10 protein-coding genes are annotated in these 13987 nt (G+C 64.1%); 1 reads left to right on the top strand and 9 read right to left on the bottom strand.

Going from position 1 to position 13987, the window contains the following annotated elements; all coding sequences use genetic code 11:
- Window positions 1–171 precede the first annotated feature (171 nt).
- From C7H85_RS06825 to tcuA, 5 genes are all read right to left on the bottom strand, one after another.
- The gene (locus tag C7H85_RS06825; RefSeq protein ID WP_106728963.1) at window positions 172–1677 is read right to left on the bottom strand and encodes a tripartite tricarboxylate transporter permease; all 1506 of its coding nucleotides are present in this window, start codon (window positions 1675–1677) and stop codon (window positions 172–174) included.
- Window positions 1678–1699: 22 nt separating this feature from the next.
- Entirely contained in the window at window positions 1700–2173 is a 474-nt protein-coding gene (locus tag C7H85_RS06820; protein ID WP_106728962.1) for a tripartite tricarboxylate transporter TctB family protein, read from the bottom strand.
- Window positions 2174–2238: 65 nt separating this feature from the next.
- On the bottom strand, window positions 2239–3243 hold the full coding sequence (locus C7H85_RS06815) for a tripartite tricarboxylate transporter substrate binding protein (RefSeq protein ID WP_106728961.1): 1005 nt from the start codon (window positions 3241–3243) through the stop codon (window positions 2239–2241).
- A gap of 35 nt (window positions 3244–3278) precedes the next feature.
- Complete coding sequence (gene tcuB, locus C7H85_RS06810) at window positions 3279–4457, bottom strand: tricarballylate utilization 4Fe-4S protein TcuB (RefSeq protein ID WP_106728960.1); 1179 nt, start codon at window positions 4455–4457, stop codon at window positions 3279–3281.
- Complete coding sequence (tcuA, locus tag C7H85_RS06805) at window positions 4444–5868, bottom strand: FAD-dependent tricarballylate dehydrogenase TcuA (RefSeq protein ID WP_281257582.1); 1425 nt, start codon at window positions 5866–5868, stop codon at window positions 4444–4446. Before tcuA ends, tcuB begins: the two co-directional genes overlap by 14 nt.
- Window positions 5869–5982: 114 nt before the next feature.
- Between tcuA and C7H85_RS06800 the strand changes: the two genes are divergently transcribed.
- Window positions 5983–6672: a GntR family transcriptional regulator gene (locus C7H85_RS06800; RefSeq protein ID WP_106728959.1), complete on the top strand. Its 690-nt coding sequence runs from the start codon at window positions 5983–5985 to the stop codon at window positions 6670–6672.
- A 480-nt stretch (window positions 6673–7152) separates the two neighbouring features.
- Here C7H85_RS06800 and acnB read toward each other — a convergent pair whose 3' ends face one another.
- From acnB to C7H85_RS06780, 4 genes are read right to left on the bottom strand one after another with little or no spacing between them, the layout of a single operon-like run.
- On the bottom strand, window positions 7153–9750 hold the full coding sequence (gene acnB / locus C7H85_RS06795; protein WP_106728958.1) for a bifunctional aconitate hydratase 2/2-methylisocitrate dehydratase: 2598 nt from the start codon (window positions 9748–9750) through the stop codon (window positions 7153–7155).
- Window positions 9751–9799: 49 nt separating this feature from the next.
- Window positions 9800–11749 carry a tripartite tricarboxylate transporter permease gene (locus tag C7H85_RS06790; protein WP_106728957.1) on the bottom strand — a complete coding sequence of 650 codons (1950 nt, stop codon included), beginning with the start codon at window positions 11747–11749 and terminating at the stop codon, window positions 9800–9802.
- Between the two features lie 33 nt (window positions 11750–11782).
- The gene (locus C7H85_RS06785) at window positions 11783–12862 is read right to left on the bottom strand and encodes a type 2 periplasmic-binding domain-containing protein (protein ID WP_106728956.1); all 1080 of its coding nucleotides are present in this window, start codon (window positions 12860–12862) and stop codon (window positions 11783–11785) included.
- Window positions 12863–12912: 50 nt separating this feature from the next.
- Complete coding sequence (locus C7H85_RS06780; RefSeq protein WP_106728955.1) at window positions 12913–13974, bottom strand: 4-oxalomesaconate tautomerase; 1062 nt, start codon at window positions 13972–13974, stop codon at window positions 12913–12915.
- Between the last annotated feature and the right edge of the window lie 13 nt (window positions 13975–13987).

Genomic DNA, 13987 nt, shown 5'->3' with positions numbered 1-13987 from the left:
TTTAAAACGATTGAATAATTGCGGATTGGTAGAGGCCTGGACGGTGACTGGATATCGTTCGGGGGTATGGCATTACCGGGCAGCCATACGCAGCTCAAGGCCCATGAGCGGGCGGATGCCAGCCTCTGTGTGTGGGCTCCATCCGACCGGAGCCCACTGCAAGACATAGGTTCAGGCGGTTATCGGTTTTGGCCGCAGCAGGCCCAGACCGTGTTTAAGCAGCGGAAAGAACAGTGATACCGCGGTGAGCACCAGCAGCCAGAGGGCGATCGGCTTGTCGATGAAGGTGTGCCAGCTGCCATCGGAAATCTGCAGCGCCCGGCGCAGGGATTCTTCCATCATGCTGCCCAGGATCAAGGCGAGGATCAGCGGTGCCGTCGGAAAACCGAAGTGTTTCATGCCGAGCCCCAGCAGGCCGAACCCCAGCAACAGCAGCAGATCGGCGGCGGCGAAGGTGGTGCCGTAGATGCCGACCATGCAGAAGATCAGGATGAGCGACAGCAACAGTGGCCGGGGCAGGTCGAGCAGCCTGGCGATATAGGGAATAAGCGGCAGGTTCAGTACCAGCAGGAAGAGGTTGCCCACATACATGCTGGCGATAACGCCCCAGAACACATCCGGTCTTTGTTCCATCATGGTCGGGCCCGGGGTGATGCCCATGACCAGCAGGGCACCGAGCAGCACGGCCGTGGTGCCGGAGCCGGGCACCCCCAGGGTCAGCAGCGGCACAAAGGAGCCGGTGCAGGCGGCGTTGTTGGCGGCTTCGGGCGCGGCGACGCCCTTGAGGTTGCCCTGGCCGAAGCTGTGGCCATCTTTGGCCAGGCGTTTTTCCATGATGTAGCCGAGGAAGGAGGCCACGGTGGCGCCGGCGCCCGGCAGTATGCCGACAAAGAACCCCAGCAGGGAGCTGCGTCCGGTGGGGGCGGCAATTTCTTTCACCTCGCTGCGCGACAGCCGGAGCGAGCCGATATGGGCGCTGTTGCCCGATGCCTGATTTTCCTTGTGCTGCAGCATGTTGAACACCTCCGCCAGGGCGAAGATGCCGAGTGCGACCACCAGGAATTCGACCCCGTTGAGCAGGTGCAGGCTGCCGAAGGTGTAGCGCTCGGTGCCGGTTTGCAGATCGATACCGACAATCGAGATCATCATGCCGATCACCGCCGCCATCAGGCCCTTGACCAGGGACTTGCCGGACAGGCTGACCACGGCGGTCAGGCCGAGCAGCATCAAGGCGAAATATTCGGCCGGGCCGAAACTGACCGCCACTTTCGCCAGCAGGGGCGCGACCAGCATCAGGGCCACGGCCGACAGGGTGCCGCCGACGAAGGAGGAGTAGGCGGCGATGGCCATGGCCTTGCCCGCCATGCCCTGACGGGCCAGGGGATACCCGTCGAAGGAAGTGGCGACGGTGCTGGCAACGCCGGGGGCGTTGAGCAGGATGGAGGAGGTGGAGCCGCCGAAGATGGCGCCGTAATAGACCCCGGCCATCAGGATCAGGGCCGAGGAGGGATCCATGCCGAAGGTCATGGGGATCATCAGGGCCAGGGCGCTGATGGGTCCCAGGCCCGGCAGCATGCCGATAATGGTGCCGGCGAAGACCCCGATAAAGACATAGAGCAGGTTCATTGGCTCAAAGGCGACACTAAAGCCGGTGAGCACACCATGGAGTGCATCCATTGCGAAGTTCTCGTTGTGGTGGTTAAAACGGTAACAGGCCCCGAGGCAAATGCACCTCGAGCAGCCGGGTCATGATGAGATAAAGGGACAGCACCACCGCCAGCGTCGCCACGACACTGATGAGGTGGCGCCGGTAGCCGTAGCAGTAGCTCAGGCCGATGCCGAACAGGCTGGATGCCAGGACAAAGCCCAGCCATTCCAGGCCGAAGGCATAGCCGGCGATGGCAAGCAGGGTGATCAGCAACTGGCTGGTCTGCTCCCTAACCTTGCTGGCCTTCTGCGGCGCCTTTTCTTTCTTTGTCGGGGTGTCCTGTTTTTCCAGGCACAACAGGATGGACAGCAGCAGCAGGGCGATGCCCAGCAGTTTGGGGAACCAGTCCGAATCGATGGGTCTCGGCATCGGGAAAGTGGGGATCCGGAAGGCCATCCACAGGTAACCCAGTGACACCAGCCCCATGAGTAACCCTATGATTCTATTGCTATTGATGTATTTCATTGCCTCATTCCGCTATGTTTGGGGATGGTGGTGCTCCCGTCGGAGCACCGCCTATATTCATCCGCTTATTGCTTGAGGAGGCCCAGCTCGGCCAGTACCCGGCCGAACTGTTTCTTCTGCTGATCCAGGAAGATGCCGAATTGCTGGCTGTCCAGGTAGGCGTCGGTCCAGGCCAGTTGATCCCGGGCCTGCTGCCAGCCTTCGCTGTTCATCATGCGTACGTAGAGGTTTTGGTAATAGGCCACGGCATCGGCCGGCATTTCCTTGGGACCCATGACGCCGCGCCAGATATCGAAGGTGTAATCCACCCCCTGCTCCTTGTAGGTGGGGATATCCGCCAGGGTGCCCGGCAGCCGCTCCTCGGCGGCGATGCCCAGGGCGCGCAGTTGGCCGGATTCGGCAATCTGCCCCGAGGACTCGCCGATACCGGCACTGACCGCTTCGATGTGCCCGCCCAGCAGGCTGATAATGGCCTCACCGCCACCGGAATAGGAAACGTAGTTCACCTCCCGGGCGTTCAGCCCGGCGGCCAGGGCGAGGCCGGCGAAGGAAACATGGTGCAATGAGCCGGGGGCGCTGCCGCCGCCGATGCTGAGCCGCGGGTTTTCACGCAGTGCATCCAGCAGGTCATTCAGGGTCTGGTAGGGCGAGTCCTTGCGCACCAGCACGGTCGCCGAGTCGGTGATCAATCGGGCGATGGGGGTAAAATCTTCATGGTCGTAGCGGGACATCCCCGCCAGCGGCACCAGGATCAGGGGTGGGCTGGTCGCGAACAGTTTGTGATCATTGTGTCTATCCCGGGCTATCTGGGCCCAGGCCACGGCACCGCCACCCCCGGGCACGTTGATGGTGGCGAAGCTCTGCGGGCTGAGCTGTTCCTGCATGATCACCCGGGCCGTGGTTCTGGCCAGGGTATCCCAGCCGCCGCCGGGGTTGGCCGGGGCGATATATTCGATGGCCCGGCTCGGTTGCCAGCCGGGCTCGGCGGCCAGGGTGGCGCCGGGCAGCAGCAGGGCCGCCAGCAGGCTGGCCGAAGTCCGCTTTTTCAGTATTCCAGAAAAAATAGTCATGTTATTGCCTCCATGGTGGGTTTGGTCACTTCCTGTTATTTATTGTCTTTTATGGATTGGTAAAACTTGACGCTGCGCTCGCGGGGCTTGCTGACCAGGGCTATTCCCTGTTCTTCCCGGCGTTGTTCCAGGGCATTTTTCAGCAGGGCGCCGAGGCGGTAGAGGCCGTGCACGAACTTGCCGTAGGGCAGGGTGAGAAACAGCGACATCACGAAACCGAGGTGGATCACCAGCATCAGCCCGAGCAGGTCGGTTTCCCGCAGCACCATCAGCAACAGGCCGGTGAAGGCGGTGAGCCAGAGCAGGGCGATAAAGGCGATATCCATACCGGTCTGTTCCACATCGGCGGTGTTGGGATCCCGCTTGCGCTTCAGATACAGCAGGCCGGCGGGGCCGATCAGCAGGCCGAGTCCGCCCAGGGTGCCGAGCAGCTTGGGCAGGCTGAAGAAGCTGTAGGGGGCGCTCCAGCCGAGGACATAGTGAAACAGGGTGCCGGTGGCGGTGGCGGCGAAGCACAGCATGAAGCCATAGGCGGTGAAATGGTGGAAATACCGGCGCCAGTGGGAATGGTTGTCGTCCGGATAGGTGCAACCCCGGTCTTCCTGGCCATGCAGATGGCGCAGGCTGAGGGCGTCGGACCAGGCCTGCCGCCAGGCGGAAAGGTTACCCAGATCCCTTATTTTTTCCCCGCTGTCACGCCAGAAGTTGAGGAAGCCCATCAACAGCGCCAGCATGGCGAACAGGAATACGCTGCCGAAGGCCAGCACCAGGGTGTTGTGGGGGAAGAAGGCGTAAAAATCCCCGCCATGGTGGCTGGAGAACAGCTGCCCCAGACCGCCGTTCAGGGCGATGAACAACAGCAGTATGATGCTGGCGCCCAGCCCCAGGGCGAGGGAGGCGACCAGGCCGTTTTTGTTGAACAGGCGGGCGAACGGGCCGGGCCAGGCATAATGCTGGTACGAGGCTTTCCTGATCTTGGCCAGCGACTGGGGAATGTTGACCCCGAACTCATGGGGCGGCGCGTACTGACAGGCGTAGTAGCACTCGCTGCAGTTGTGGCAGAGGTTGGCCAGGTAGTTGATATCGGCGGCCCCGAAGCTTTGCCGCCGCTCCATGGCCGGAAACACCGGGCAAAAGCCTTCGCAGTAGCGGCAGGCGTTGCAGATGGTCAGGTTCTTGTCCGCTTCCTGAATTAGTACATCAATTTTTTGCATTTCGAGCGGCCTCCGCGCCGGCTATACGTCCAAATACAGTGCCTATGGTCATGCCGAAACCGGCGACATAACCCTTGCCAAGAATGTTGCCCGCCATCACCTCGCCGGCGGCGAACACGTTGTCCGCCATGTCGCCGCTGTTCATTTTCATCCTCGCGGTCTCGTCCACCTGCACCCCCAGATAGGTGAAGGTGATGCCGGTGCGCAGCGGGTAGCCGAAGAAGGGCGGGCTGTCGATGGTCTGCGCCCAGTGGGTTTTCTCGGGGCTGGCTCCCTGGGTGCGGCAGTTGTCGAGCACGCTGTGATCGAAGTCGCCGGGCTGCACCGCCGCATTGTATTCCTTCACGGTATTGAGCAGGGGATGTACCGGAATATTCAGCTTTCTCGCCAATTCCTCGAGGGTATTGGCCTGCTCCGGGGGAAAGACCGAAGGCATAAAGCGTCCTACCGCCTTGGCGTCGGTGATGGAATAGGCGATCTGGTCGGGCTGGCCGGCGACCAGCCGCCCCCAGATGGCATAGCGTTTGGGCCAGAAATCCTCGCCCTCGTCGTAGAAGCGCTTGCTCTGGTTGTTGACCACTATGCCTAAGGAAACGCAGTCGACCCGGGTCACGATACCGCCGTCGTATTCGGGAGAGCGGGCGTCGATGGCGACCGCGTGGCCCTGGGTAGGATCGCCGATGGCGAGGGCGTCGTTGTCGAGCAGGGAGCGCAGCATCTTGCCCTGGTTGAAGCGGGTGCCGCGAATGCGGAAATTCCTGGCCATCGGGCCCCAGGCATCTTCCAGCCACTCCCGGTTGGATTCGAATCCGCCGGAAGCCACCACCAGGGAGCGGGCGCTCACCCTGTGATTGTTGCCCTGCCAGTGGACGACCGCATGCTCGAAGCGGTTGCCCCGGAACGCCAGCTCGAGCGCCTCGGCTTCATAGACGATGGTCACCCCCATCCGCTCCGCCGCCTTGTAGTAGGTATTGACCAGGGCCTTGCCGCCGCCGAGGAAGAAGGCGTTGGTGCGGCCCAGGTGCAGGGTGCCGCCCAGGGACGGCTGGAAGCGGACCCCGTAGCCGGTCATCCAGTCGGTGCAGGTTTCCGAGGCCCGGATGACAAAGCGGGCCAGCGCTTCATTGGTCTGTCCGCCGGTCACGCGCCAGACGTCCTCAAAAAACTCCTCTTCCAGGTAGGCGTCGTTCAACACCGCGGTCGGGGCCTTGTGCATGCAGCGCAGGTTGCGGGTATGGCTACTGTTGCCGCCGCGCCAGATTTTGGGCGCGCTTTCCAGCAGCAGCACGCGGGCCCCCTGCTCGCGGGCCGACAGGGCGGCGCACAGGGCGGCATTGCCGCCGCCGATAACCAGCACGTCATGGCTGGCCTTTAGCCAGTCCGCCGTTGCCTGATGGGTCTCTTGCATCATCTTGAATTCCTCTTCGAATACCAATGAATGCAAATGTATACATTGGTACACAAAATGACAACAGCGGTATCACTTGGTATTATCCCGACATGTTCAATTTGTGATCCGACGCTTATGTCCACAGCCAAAAAAACACCCAAACCCCTGGATGAGGCCACCAGCGAGCGTGGCGAATCGCGCAGCGAACTCGCCTATCGTTTTATTCTCGATGCCATCAAGGAAGGCACCCTGGTGCCCGGAACCCGGGTGAGGGAGGCGGATCTGGCCACCCGTACCGGCCTGAGCCGGACGCCGGTACGAGAGGCGCTGAACCGCTTGTTGATGGAAGGCCTGGTGGCCAATGACCCCAGCCGGGGCATGATAGTGACCGAGCTGGACCATGCCATGATCAACGAGCTGTATGCGATGCGGGAGGTGCTGGAAGGCACCGCCGCCTTCCTGGCCGCCCGCCATGCTTCCGAAGTGGAGATCGCTTTCCTGCGGGAGATCAGCGAACGGGACGCCCAGTTCAGCGAGCCGGCGGATCTGGTCAAGAACAACCGGCTGTTTCACGGCACCCTCTATCGCTGTGCCCACAATCGCTACCTGCTGAAGATGCTCAACTCCCTGCAGGAGTCGATGATGCTGCTCGGGCCCACCACCCTGGCCAAGGCCGGCCGGCCCGAGGCGGCCCGCCGGGAGCACGGCCTGATCGTGGATGCCATCGAGCAGCGTGACGCGGCCGCCGCGGAACAAGCCGCCCGCAACCATATCCGGGAAGCCTACAAGGTTCGGCTTGGGGAGTTGTTCGAGCGGGAGGTGTAAGGGGATTACCGGGACGTCATGGTGAGGCGGTTGAGGCCGGCACCGGCTTAAGCCCCCTTGTCAAAAAGCCAGCCTCCGGGCTGGCCTTCTCTACTTGATGAAAAAGTCGTCTGTTTCACAGGCATGAGCCGGACAAAGGGCCAGCTCCGCCGACACGCTTCAAGCACATCCATGTGTCGCTCGGCACATGCCGGATGTCGCGGAAACCACCGTATCATCGCTTCGCGATGCTGGCGGCGGTGCAAGGCGCTTCGCGCCCCTGGCATGTGACGGTCGATGGAGGCAATCCCTGTTGCCTCTTCCAAGCGCACTCTGATGACCATGCCAACAGGCGACACGGGCGTGTTGGAGAGGACAAAGGGTGCTGCTCTGCCGACCCTCCGCGCCAGGGACGGCGCGGCGGAGCCCCCAGGGATGGGTTCACGGCGTGTCGGCGGAGTAGTGCGCTTTGGCCGAGTACAGATGACTTCAAACTGGCGCTCAGATGGCCTGCTGGAAGATCAGGGTATCGGCCTTCTGCACGTAGCTGTCCAGCTCGTCGAAGTTCAGGTAGCGGTAGGTGTCCGCCGCCGTGGCGTTCAGCGCCTGGGCGTACTCCAGGTACTCCGCCACCGTCGGCAGCTTGCCGTGGATCGCCGCCACCGCCGCCAGCTCGGCCGACGCCAGGTACACGTTGGCGCCCTTGCCCAGGCGGTTGGGGAAGTTGCGGGTGGAGGTGGACACCACCGTGCTGTTGTCCGCCACCCGCGCCTGGTTGCCCATGCACAGGGAGCAGCCCGGGATCTCGATGCGGGCACCGACCCGGCCGAAGATGCCGTAGTAGCCCTCACTGGTCAACTGGTCCTTGTCCATCTTGGTCGGCGGCGCCACCCACAGCCGGGTCGGCAGCTGGCCCTTGAACTTGTCCAGCAGCTTGCCGGCGGCGCGGAAGTGGCCGATGTTGGTCATGCAGGAGCCGATGAACACCTCTTCAATCTGCTCGCCCTGCACTTCGGACAGCAGGCGGGCGTCGTCCGGATCGTTGGGCGCGCACAGGAGCGGCTCCTTGATCTCGCTCATGTCGATTTCCAGCACATGGGCGTATTCGGCGTCGGCGTCCGCTGCCAGCAGCGCCGGGTTGGCCAGCCACTCCTCCATGCCCTTGATGCGCCGCTCCAGGGTGCGCGGGTCGCCGTAGCCTTCGGCGATCATCCACTTCAGCATCACGATGTTGGAGTTGAGGTATTCGGCGATCGGCTCCTGGTCCAGCTTGATGGTACAGCCGGCGGCGGAGCGCTCGGCGGTGGCATCGGCCAGCTCGAACGCCTGCTCCACCTTCAGCTGGGGCAGCCCTTCGATTTCCAGCACCCGGCCGGAGAATTCGTTGATCTTGCCTTCCTTGGCCACGGTCAGCAGGCCCTGCTTGATGCCGTAGTAGGGAATGGCGTGCACCAGGTCACGCAGGGTGATGCCGGGCTGCATCTCGCCCTTGAAGCGCACCAGCACCGACTCGGGCATGTCCAGCGGCATTACCCCGGTGGCGGCGGCGAAGGCCACCAGTCCGGAGCCCGCCGGGAAGGAGATGCCGATGGGGAAACGGGTGTGGGAGTCACCGCCGGTGCCCACGGCGTCGGGCAGCAGCATGCGGTTCAGCCAGGAGTGGATGACGCCGTCGCCCGGGCGCAGGGACACCCCGCCCCGGTTCATGATGAAGTCGGGCAGGGTGTGGTGGGTGGTCACGTCTATCGGCTTGGGATAGGCGGCGGTGTGGCAGAACGACTGCATGGTCAGGTCGGCGGAGAAGCCGAGGCAGGCCAGGTCCTTCAGTTCGTCCCGGGTCATGGGGCCGGTGGTGTCCTGGGAGCCGACGGTGGTCATCTTCGGCTCGCAGTACTGGCCGGGGCGCACGCCCGCCACGCCACAGGCCTTGCCCACCATCTTCTGGGCCAGGGTGTAACCCTTGCCGGAGTCGGCCACGTCGGCCGGGCGCTTGAACACCTCGGAGTGACCCAGGCCCAGCTCGGCGCGGGCCTTGTCGGTCAGGCCGCGGCCGATGATCAGCGGGATGCGGCCGCCGGCGCGCACTTCGTCGAGCAGCACATCGGTTTTCAGTTTGAATTCGGCCAGCACTTCGTCGCTGTCGTGGCGGCAGATCTTGCCCTCATAGGGGTAGATGTCGATGACATCGCCGGTCTGCAGTTGGGTCACGTCGCATTCGATGGGCAGGGCGCCGGCATCTTCCATGGTGTTGAAGAAGATGGGGGCGATCTTGTTGCCGATGCACACGCCGCCGGCGCGCTTGTTGGGCACGAAGGGGATGTCGTCGCCCATGTGCCACAGCACCGAGTTGGTGGCGGACTTGCGGCTGGAGCCGGTGCCGACCACGTCGCCCACGTAGGCCAGGGGGAAGCCGTTTTCCTTGAGCGCCTCGATGGCGGTGATCGGGCCGATGACGCCGTCTTCGTCGGGAGCGATGCCGGGACGGGCGTTCTTCAGCATGGCCAGGGCATGCAGCGGAATATCCGGGCGGGACCAGGCGTCCTGGGCCGGGGACAGGTCGTCGGTGTTGGTTTCACCGGGCACCTTGAACACGGTCATGGTGATCTTGTCGGCCAGTGGTGCCCGCTCCAGGAACCACTCGGCGTCGGCCCAGGACTGCAGCACCTGTTTGGCGTGGCCGTTGCCGGCCTTGGCCTTGTCGGCCACGTCGTGGAAGGCATCGAACATCAGCAGGGTGTGGGACAGGGCCTTGGCGGCGATGGGGGCCAGGGCGTCGTTGTCCAGCTGTTCGACCAGCGGCGCTATGTTGTAACCGCCCTGCATGGTGCCCAGCAGCTCGGTGGCCTGGGCGGGCGAGACCACCGGCGAGCTCACCTCCCCCTTGGCCACGGCGGCGAGGAAACCGGCCTTGACATAGGCGGCTTCGTCGACACCGGGAGGAATACGGTTGGAAAGGAGTTCATAAAGGAAGGATTCTTCGCCGGCGGGTGGGTTCTTGAGGTGTTCAACCAGGGCGGCCACCTGGGTGGCGCTCAGGGGCAGGGGGGCCAGGCCGTCGGCGGTGCGCTCGGCGGCCTGGTTGCGGTAGTGTTCAAGCACGATGAGGTCCTTTTGTTGAATAAGGCGGGGCCCGGGAGCCCCGCCAGGGTTACAGGTTGATCAGGCTCAGCAGGTAGGGGTCCAGCAGGCCGGCGGGGTAGTCGATGCTCATGGCCTTGCCGATGCCCACCAGGAACAGCAGCTGGCCCGCCGCCACCGTGCCCGACAGTCGCCAGCGGGAGCCGGTGAACAGACGCAGGAACAGCAGGGTGAAGACCACGGAGGTACTGATAAAGCCCAGGGTGAAATAGAGCAGGGCAATACCGAGGAACAGGCTGATGTAGAGCAGCTCCCGGCCTACCCGCTGGCTGCCGGGCTCGGCCGGCTTGCGGCTGGCGCCGAAGGCGACCGCCAGTGCCGAGCCGGCGGTGAGCAGGATGGCGAACAGCGGGAAGGCCCGGGTCAGCTCGGAGCGACCCCACACATCGAACAGGGCGAGGGCGCAGGCGACCAGCAACAGGACGATGATGGCGCCGTCCAGCCGGCTCAGGGGAGCCCGTTCCGGCTTGGGTTCCGCATTGGCTGCGCCACCGGTTCTGGCGGCCAGGCGCTTGCGGATAAAGGGCACCGCGAAGCTGAGCAGGATCAGGCCGGCGATGATCAGCACGCCGGGGCGCTGCATCCAGCCGTAACCGTAGAACTGGATGCTCTGGAAGAAATAGTTCTCGGCGCCGGCCGCCAGCACGAAGCCGATCAGGAAGGCCGGGCGTGACCAGTTGGCGCTCTTCAGCAAGATCCCCAGGGTGGCGATGGCGGCCAGCACCACGAAGTCGCCCAGGCTCTGGGTGGCCTGGTAGGCGGCGAACAGGATCAGGGTGAGCAGCACCGGGGCCATGCGCGAGAACGGGATCCGGGTGAGCATGGCCACCGGCGAGGCCAGCCCCAGGCAAAGCAGGGCGCCGAGGATGTTGGCCAGGGCCAGGGACCAGACGATGGTATAGGTCAGGTTCAGGTGGGTATCCACCATGGAGATGCCGGGCTGGATGCCGAGCAGCAACATGCCGCCGAGGAACACCGCCGCCGTGCCCGAGCCGGGCACGCCGAACAGCAGCGTGGGGATCATGCTGCCGCAGGCGCAGGCGTTGTTGGCGGATTCGGGCGCGATGACACCGCGGATCTCGCCCTTGCCGAAGTTGGACTTGTCCTTGCTCGACTGCATGGCGAAGCCGTAGGTCATCCAGTCCACCACAGAGCCGGCCAGGCCGGGGATGGCGCCGACCAGGCTGCCGAACACCGAGCACTTGCCCACCAGCGGCAGGTTGCGCAGGACGTCGCGCACGCCCTGGCCCCAGCCGCTGCCGAGGCTGTTGCCCTTGCCGGAAATGGACTTGTTGCGGATCAGCAGCTCGATGATTTCGGGCAGGGCGAAGATGCCCAGCCCCACCACCACCAGGGGAATGCCGTCGTACAGGTAGTCGATGCCCAGGGTCATGCGGAATTCGCCGGTGGCCGGGGCCGCGCCGATGGTGCCGACCAGCAGGCCGACGCCGCAGGCGGCCAGGCCCTTGAACAGGTTGCCGCCGGACAGCGAGGCCACCACGCTCAGGCCGAGCAGGGTGAGCATGAACAGCTCCGCCGACGAGAACGACAGCACCAGCGGCCGGGCCACTATGATAAAGCCGCTGAGGATGATGGCCCCGGCCACCCCGCCGAGCAGCGAGGAGGTGAAGGCGGCGGACAGGGCCCTGGCCGCCTGACCCTGCTTGGCGAGGGGAAAGCCATCCATCACCGTGGCCTGGGAGGCGCTGGAGCCGGGAATGCCCATCAGCACCGAGGTGAAGGTGTCGCCGGTGGGCACCACCGCCACCAGGCCCATCAGCATGCCCAGACCGACGGAGGGCTCCATGCCATAGAGGAAGGGGAGCAGCAGGGACATGCCCGCGATGCCGCCCAGGCCGGGAATGATCCCGATGATCAGGCCGATGATCACCCCCAGCACCAGATAACTAAGGTGCGCGACGGTGAGTATCTGGCCCAGTGCCGCCAGTAATTCGTTCATGAGTTCAGCTCCTTGCGACCGGACCAGGCCGGTTTATTCCACCGAGACATTGAATTTGCTCTTCAGCCAGTCCTTGACCCAGGCCCGCAGCTCCGGGGTCATGCTCACCGCCTGCTTGAGATGCACTTCCACCACGGCGCCGATCAGGTTCTGGTAGGGACCTATCTGCTCGACCGCATCCTGCTGGAAAGCCTGATCCTCGACCATGCGATCCACCGCCAGCAGCAGCTCCTGCTTCATGGGCGCGGGAATGTCCTTGGGTACCAGCAGCACCTTCTGCAGGGCGAAGCCGGCGGTCAGGAACTTGCGGTAGGCGTCGTACTGCATGCCCTCAGGATCCTCGCCCTTGTATTCCTTATAGACTTCCTCGAAGGTGGGAATATCCGGGAAGGCCGGATCGCGCACGGTATTGCCTTCGTCATCGATGATGCCGAGGGAGAACAGGGGCACCGCCTTGTTGCCGTTCACCAGATCGGTGACCGAGTTGATATAGGCGGACGTGGTCTGGAAGTCGACCTTGGCCTCGCCCCGCTCGAACGCCAGTCGGCCTTCGCCCCGGCTGGTCATGCCGAACACCGGCCGCAGATCCAGGCCCAGCATATCGAGCCCCAGCATCACCGGCAGTTCCAGCTGGGTAGGCCCCTGGGCGGCAAAGGGCAGGGTGACGCCGGCCAGCTTGCCCAGATCCTTGCCGGTGGCGACCCCGAGATCGGGCTGGATATAGACCACGCCGCCGGTGGGGGACGCCATGATCGGGGTCCACTTGTCGAAGTCGTAGCGGACCCGGGAATCGCCCAGCATGTAGGGATAGAGGGTGGAGGCGGAAATGCCCAGCATCTCGCTGCCATTGTCCTTGGCCCGCATGTAGAACAGGTTGGTACCGGTGATGGAGCCGCCGCCGGGCACGTTTTTGATCACCAGGGTCGGCGAGCCGGGCAGCTGTTTGGTCAGGTGGGGCGACATGAAGCGGGCCCAGACGTCGGTGCCGCCACCGACCCCGAAGGGGATGGTCCAGTGGATGGTGGAGGGCAGGGCTTGCGCCAGTACGGGTGCCGAGAGGGTGCAGGTGCCGGCCAGCAGGGTGGCACTCAGCAGCATTTTTAATTTTTTCATGATGTTACCTTCCTATGGTGGTGTCGCTTGAATCGTCACCGCGACGATGTTCAGGGTAGAAAAATGGTGCCGCTCAGGATCTTGCGGGCCGTGCGGAGCAGGGAGACGGCGGCAATGCGGTGGTCGTCTCCCCCCGCCTTGCAGACCTCGAGCTCCAGCATGCCCGAGGGATGCTCGATGCGGATGGTGGCGGAGGCCGGGGCCGCGGACGTCAGCCCGGCGGCCACGGTGCCTTCGATGCCACAGGCACTGGCGATGGCGATGCCGCCGGTGACCGCCAGTGCCTTGTGACAGCTGTGGGGCACGAAGTAGCGGGCGTGGATGTCGCCGCCGTCCCGGGCCGCCGCCAGCAGCACCGGCTTGGGGATCACCTGGTGGCTGACGTCGCCCATGCCCATCAATTGTCCGGCCTGGCGGCGGATGTGCTCAATCCTGGCCAGCAGCACCGTATCGCCGTCCAGCTCGGCGGGGGATTCGTAGCCGGTCTTGCCCAGATCCCGGGCCCGGATCAGCACGCAGGGAGTGGCGGCATCGATACAGGTGACACTGATGTTGTCGATGCTATCAGTGACCCGGCCGGTGGGAAACAGCCGGCCGGTCTTGGCACCCTGAACATCCAGAAAGGTCAGTTTGATCGGCGCCGCCGGGTTGGGGGCGCCGCTGATCAGGGCCTCGCCTTCGTAGCTGACCTGGCCGTTCGGCGTGGATACCTGGGCATGGATGATTTTGCCGGTGTTGAGGTTGCGGATCCGCACCAGGGTGACCGGCGAGGCGGCCGCCGCCATGCCGGTTTCGATGGCGAAGGGGGCCACCCCCGCCAGCATGTTGCCGCAATTGGGGGAAAAATCCACGCTGCGCTCTTTGATGCCCACCTGGGCGAAGAGGTAATCCACGTCGGCGGCGGGATCGGTGGACACCCCGACCATGGCGACCTTGCTGGTGAGGCTGTTGCCGCCGCCGATACCGTCCAGCTGCAGTTCATGGCCGGAGCCCATGATTTTCTGCAGCATCAGGGCGCAGTCATCACGGTTCGCGGGCAGCTCGCTGAGCTTGAGGTAGGGTCCCCGGGAGGTGCCGCCGCGCATGATGATACAGGAAATGGCTTGTGACATGGTTGTTTCCCAC

Origin of the sequence: Zobellella endophytica (assembly GCF_003012775.1) — a bacterium.
Taxonomy (GTDB): Bacteria; Pseudomonadota; Gammaproteobacteria; order Enterobacterales; family Aeromonadaceae; genus Oceanimonas; species Oceanimonas endophytica.
Note: the sequence above shows the minus strand (reverse complement) of the source record. Positions and strands in the feature narration are given on the sequence as shown.

Coding starts and splice junctions, on each gene's coding strand:
- C7H85_RS06790 (WP_106728957.1), bottom strand. CDS start 11,749: ATGAACGAATTACTGGCGGCACTGGGCCAGATACTCACCGTCGCGCAC.
- C7H85_RS06800 (WP_106728959.1), top strand. CDS start 5,983: ATGTCCACAGCCAAAAAAACACCCAAACCCCTGGATGAGGCCACCAGC.
- tcuB (WP_106728960.1), bottom strand. CDS start 4,457: ATGCAAAAAATTGATGTACTAATTCAGGAAGCGGACAAGAACCTGACC.
- C7H85_RS06780 (WP_106728955.1), bottom strand. CDS start 13,974: ATGTCACAAGCCATTTCCTGTATCATCATGCGCGGCGGCACCTCCCGG.
- tcuA (WP_281257582.1), bottom strand. CDS start 5,868: ATGATGCAAGAGACCCATCAGGCAACGGCGGACTGGCTAAAGGCCAGC.
- C7H85_RS06815 (WP_106728961.1), bottom strand. CDS start 3,243: ATGACTATTTTTTCTGGAATACTGAAAAAGCGGACTTCGGCCAGCCTG.
- C7H85_RS06820 (WP_106728962.1), bottom strand. CDS start 2,173: ATGAAATACATCAATAGCAATAGAATCATAGGGTTACTCATGGGGCTG.
- C7H85_RS06785 (WP_106728956.1), bottom strand. CDS start 12,862: ATGAAAAAATTAAAAATGCTGCTGAGTGCCACCCTGCTGGCCGGCACC.
- C7H85_RS06825 (WP_106728963.1), bottom strand. CDS start 1,677: ATGGATGCACTCCATGGTGTGCTCACCGGCTTTAGTGTCGCCTTTGAG.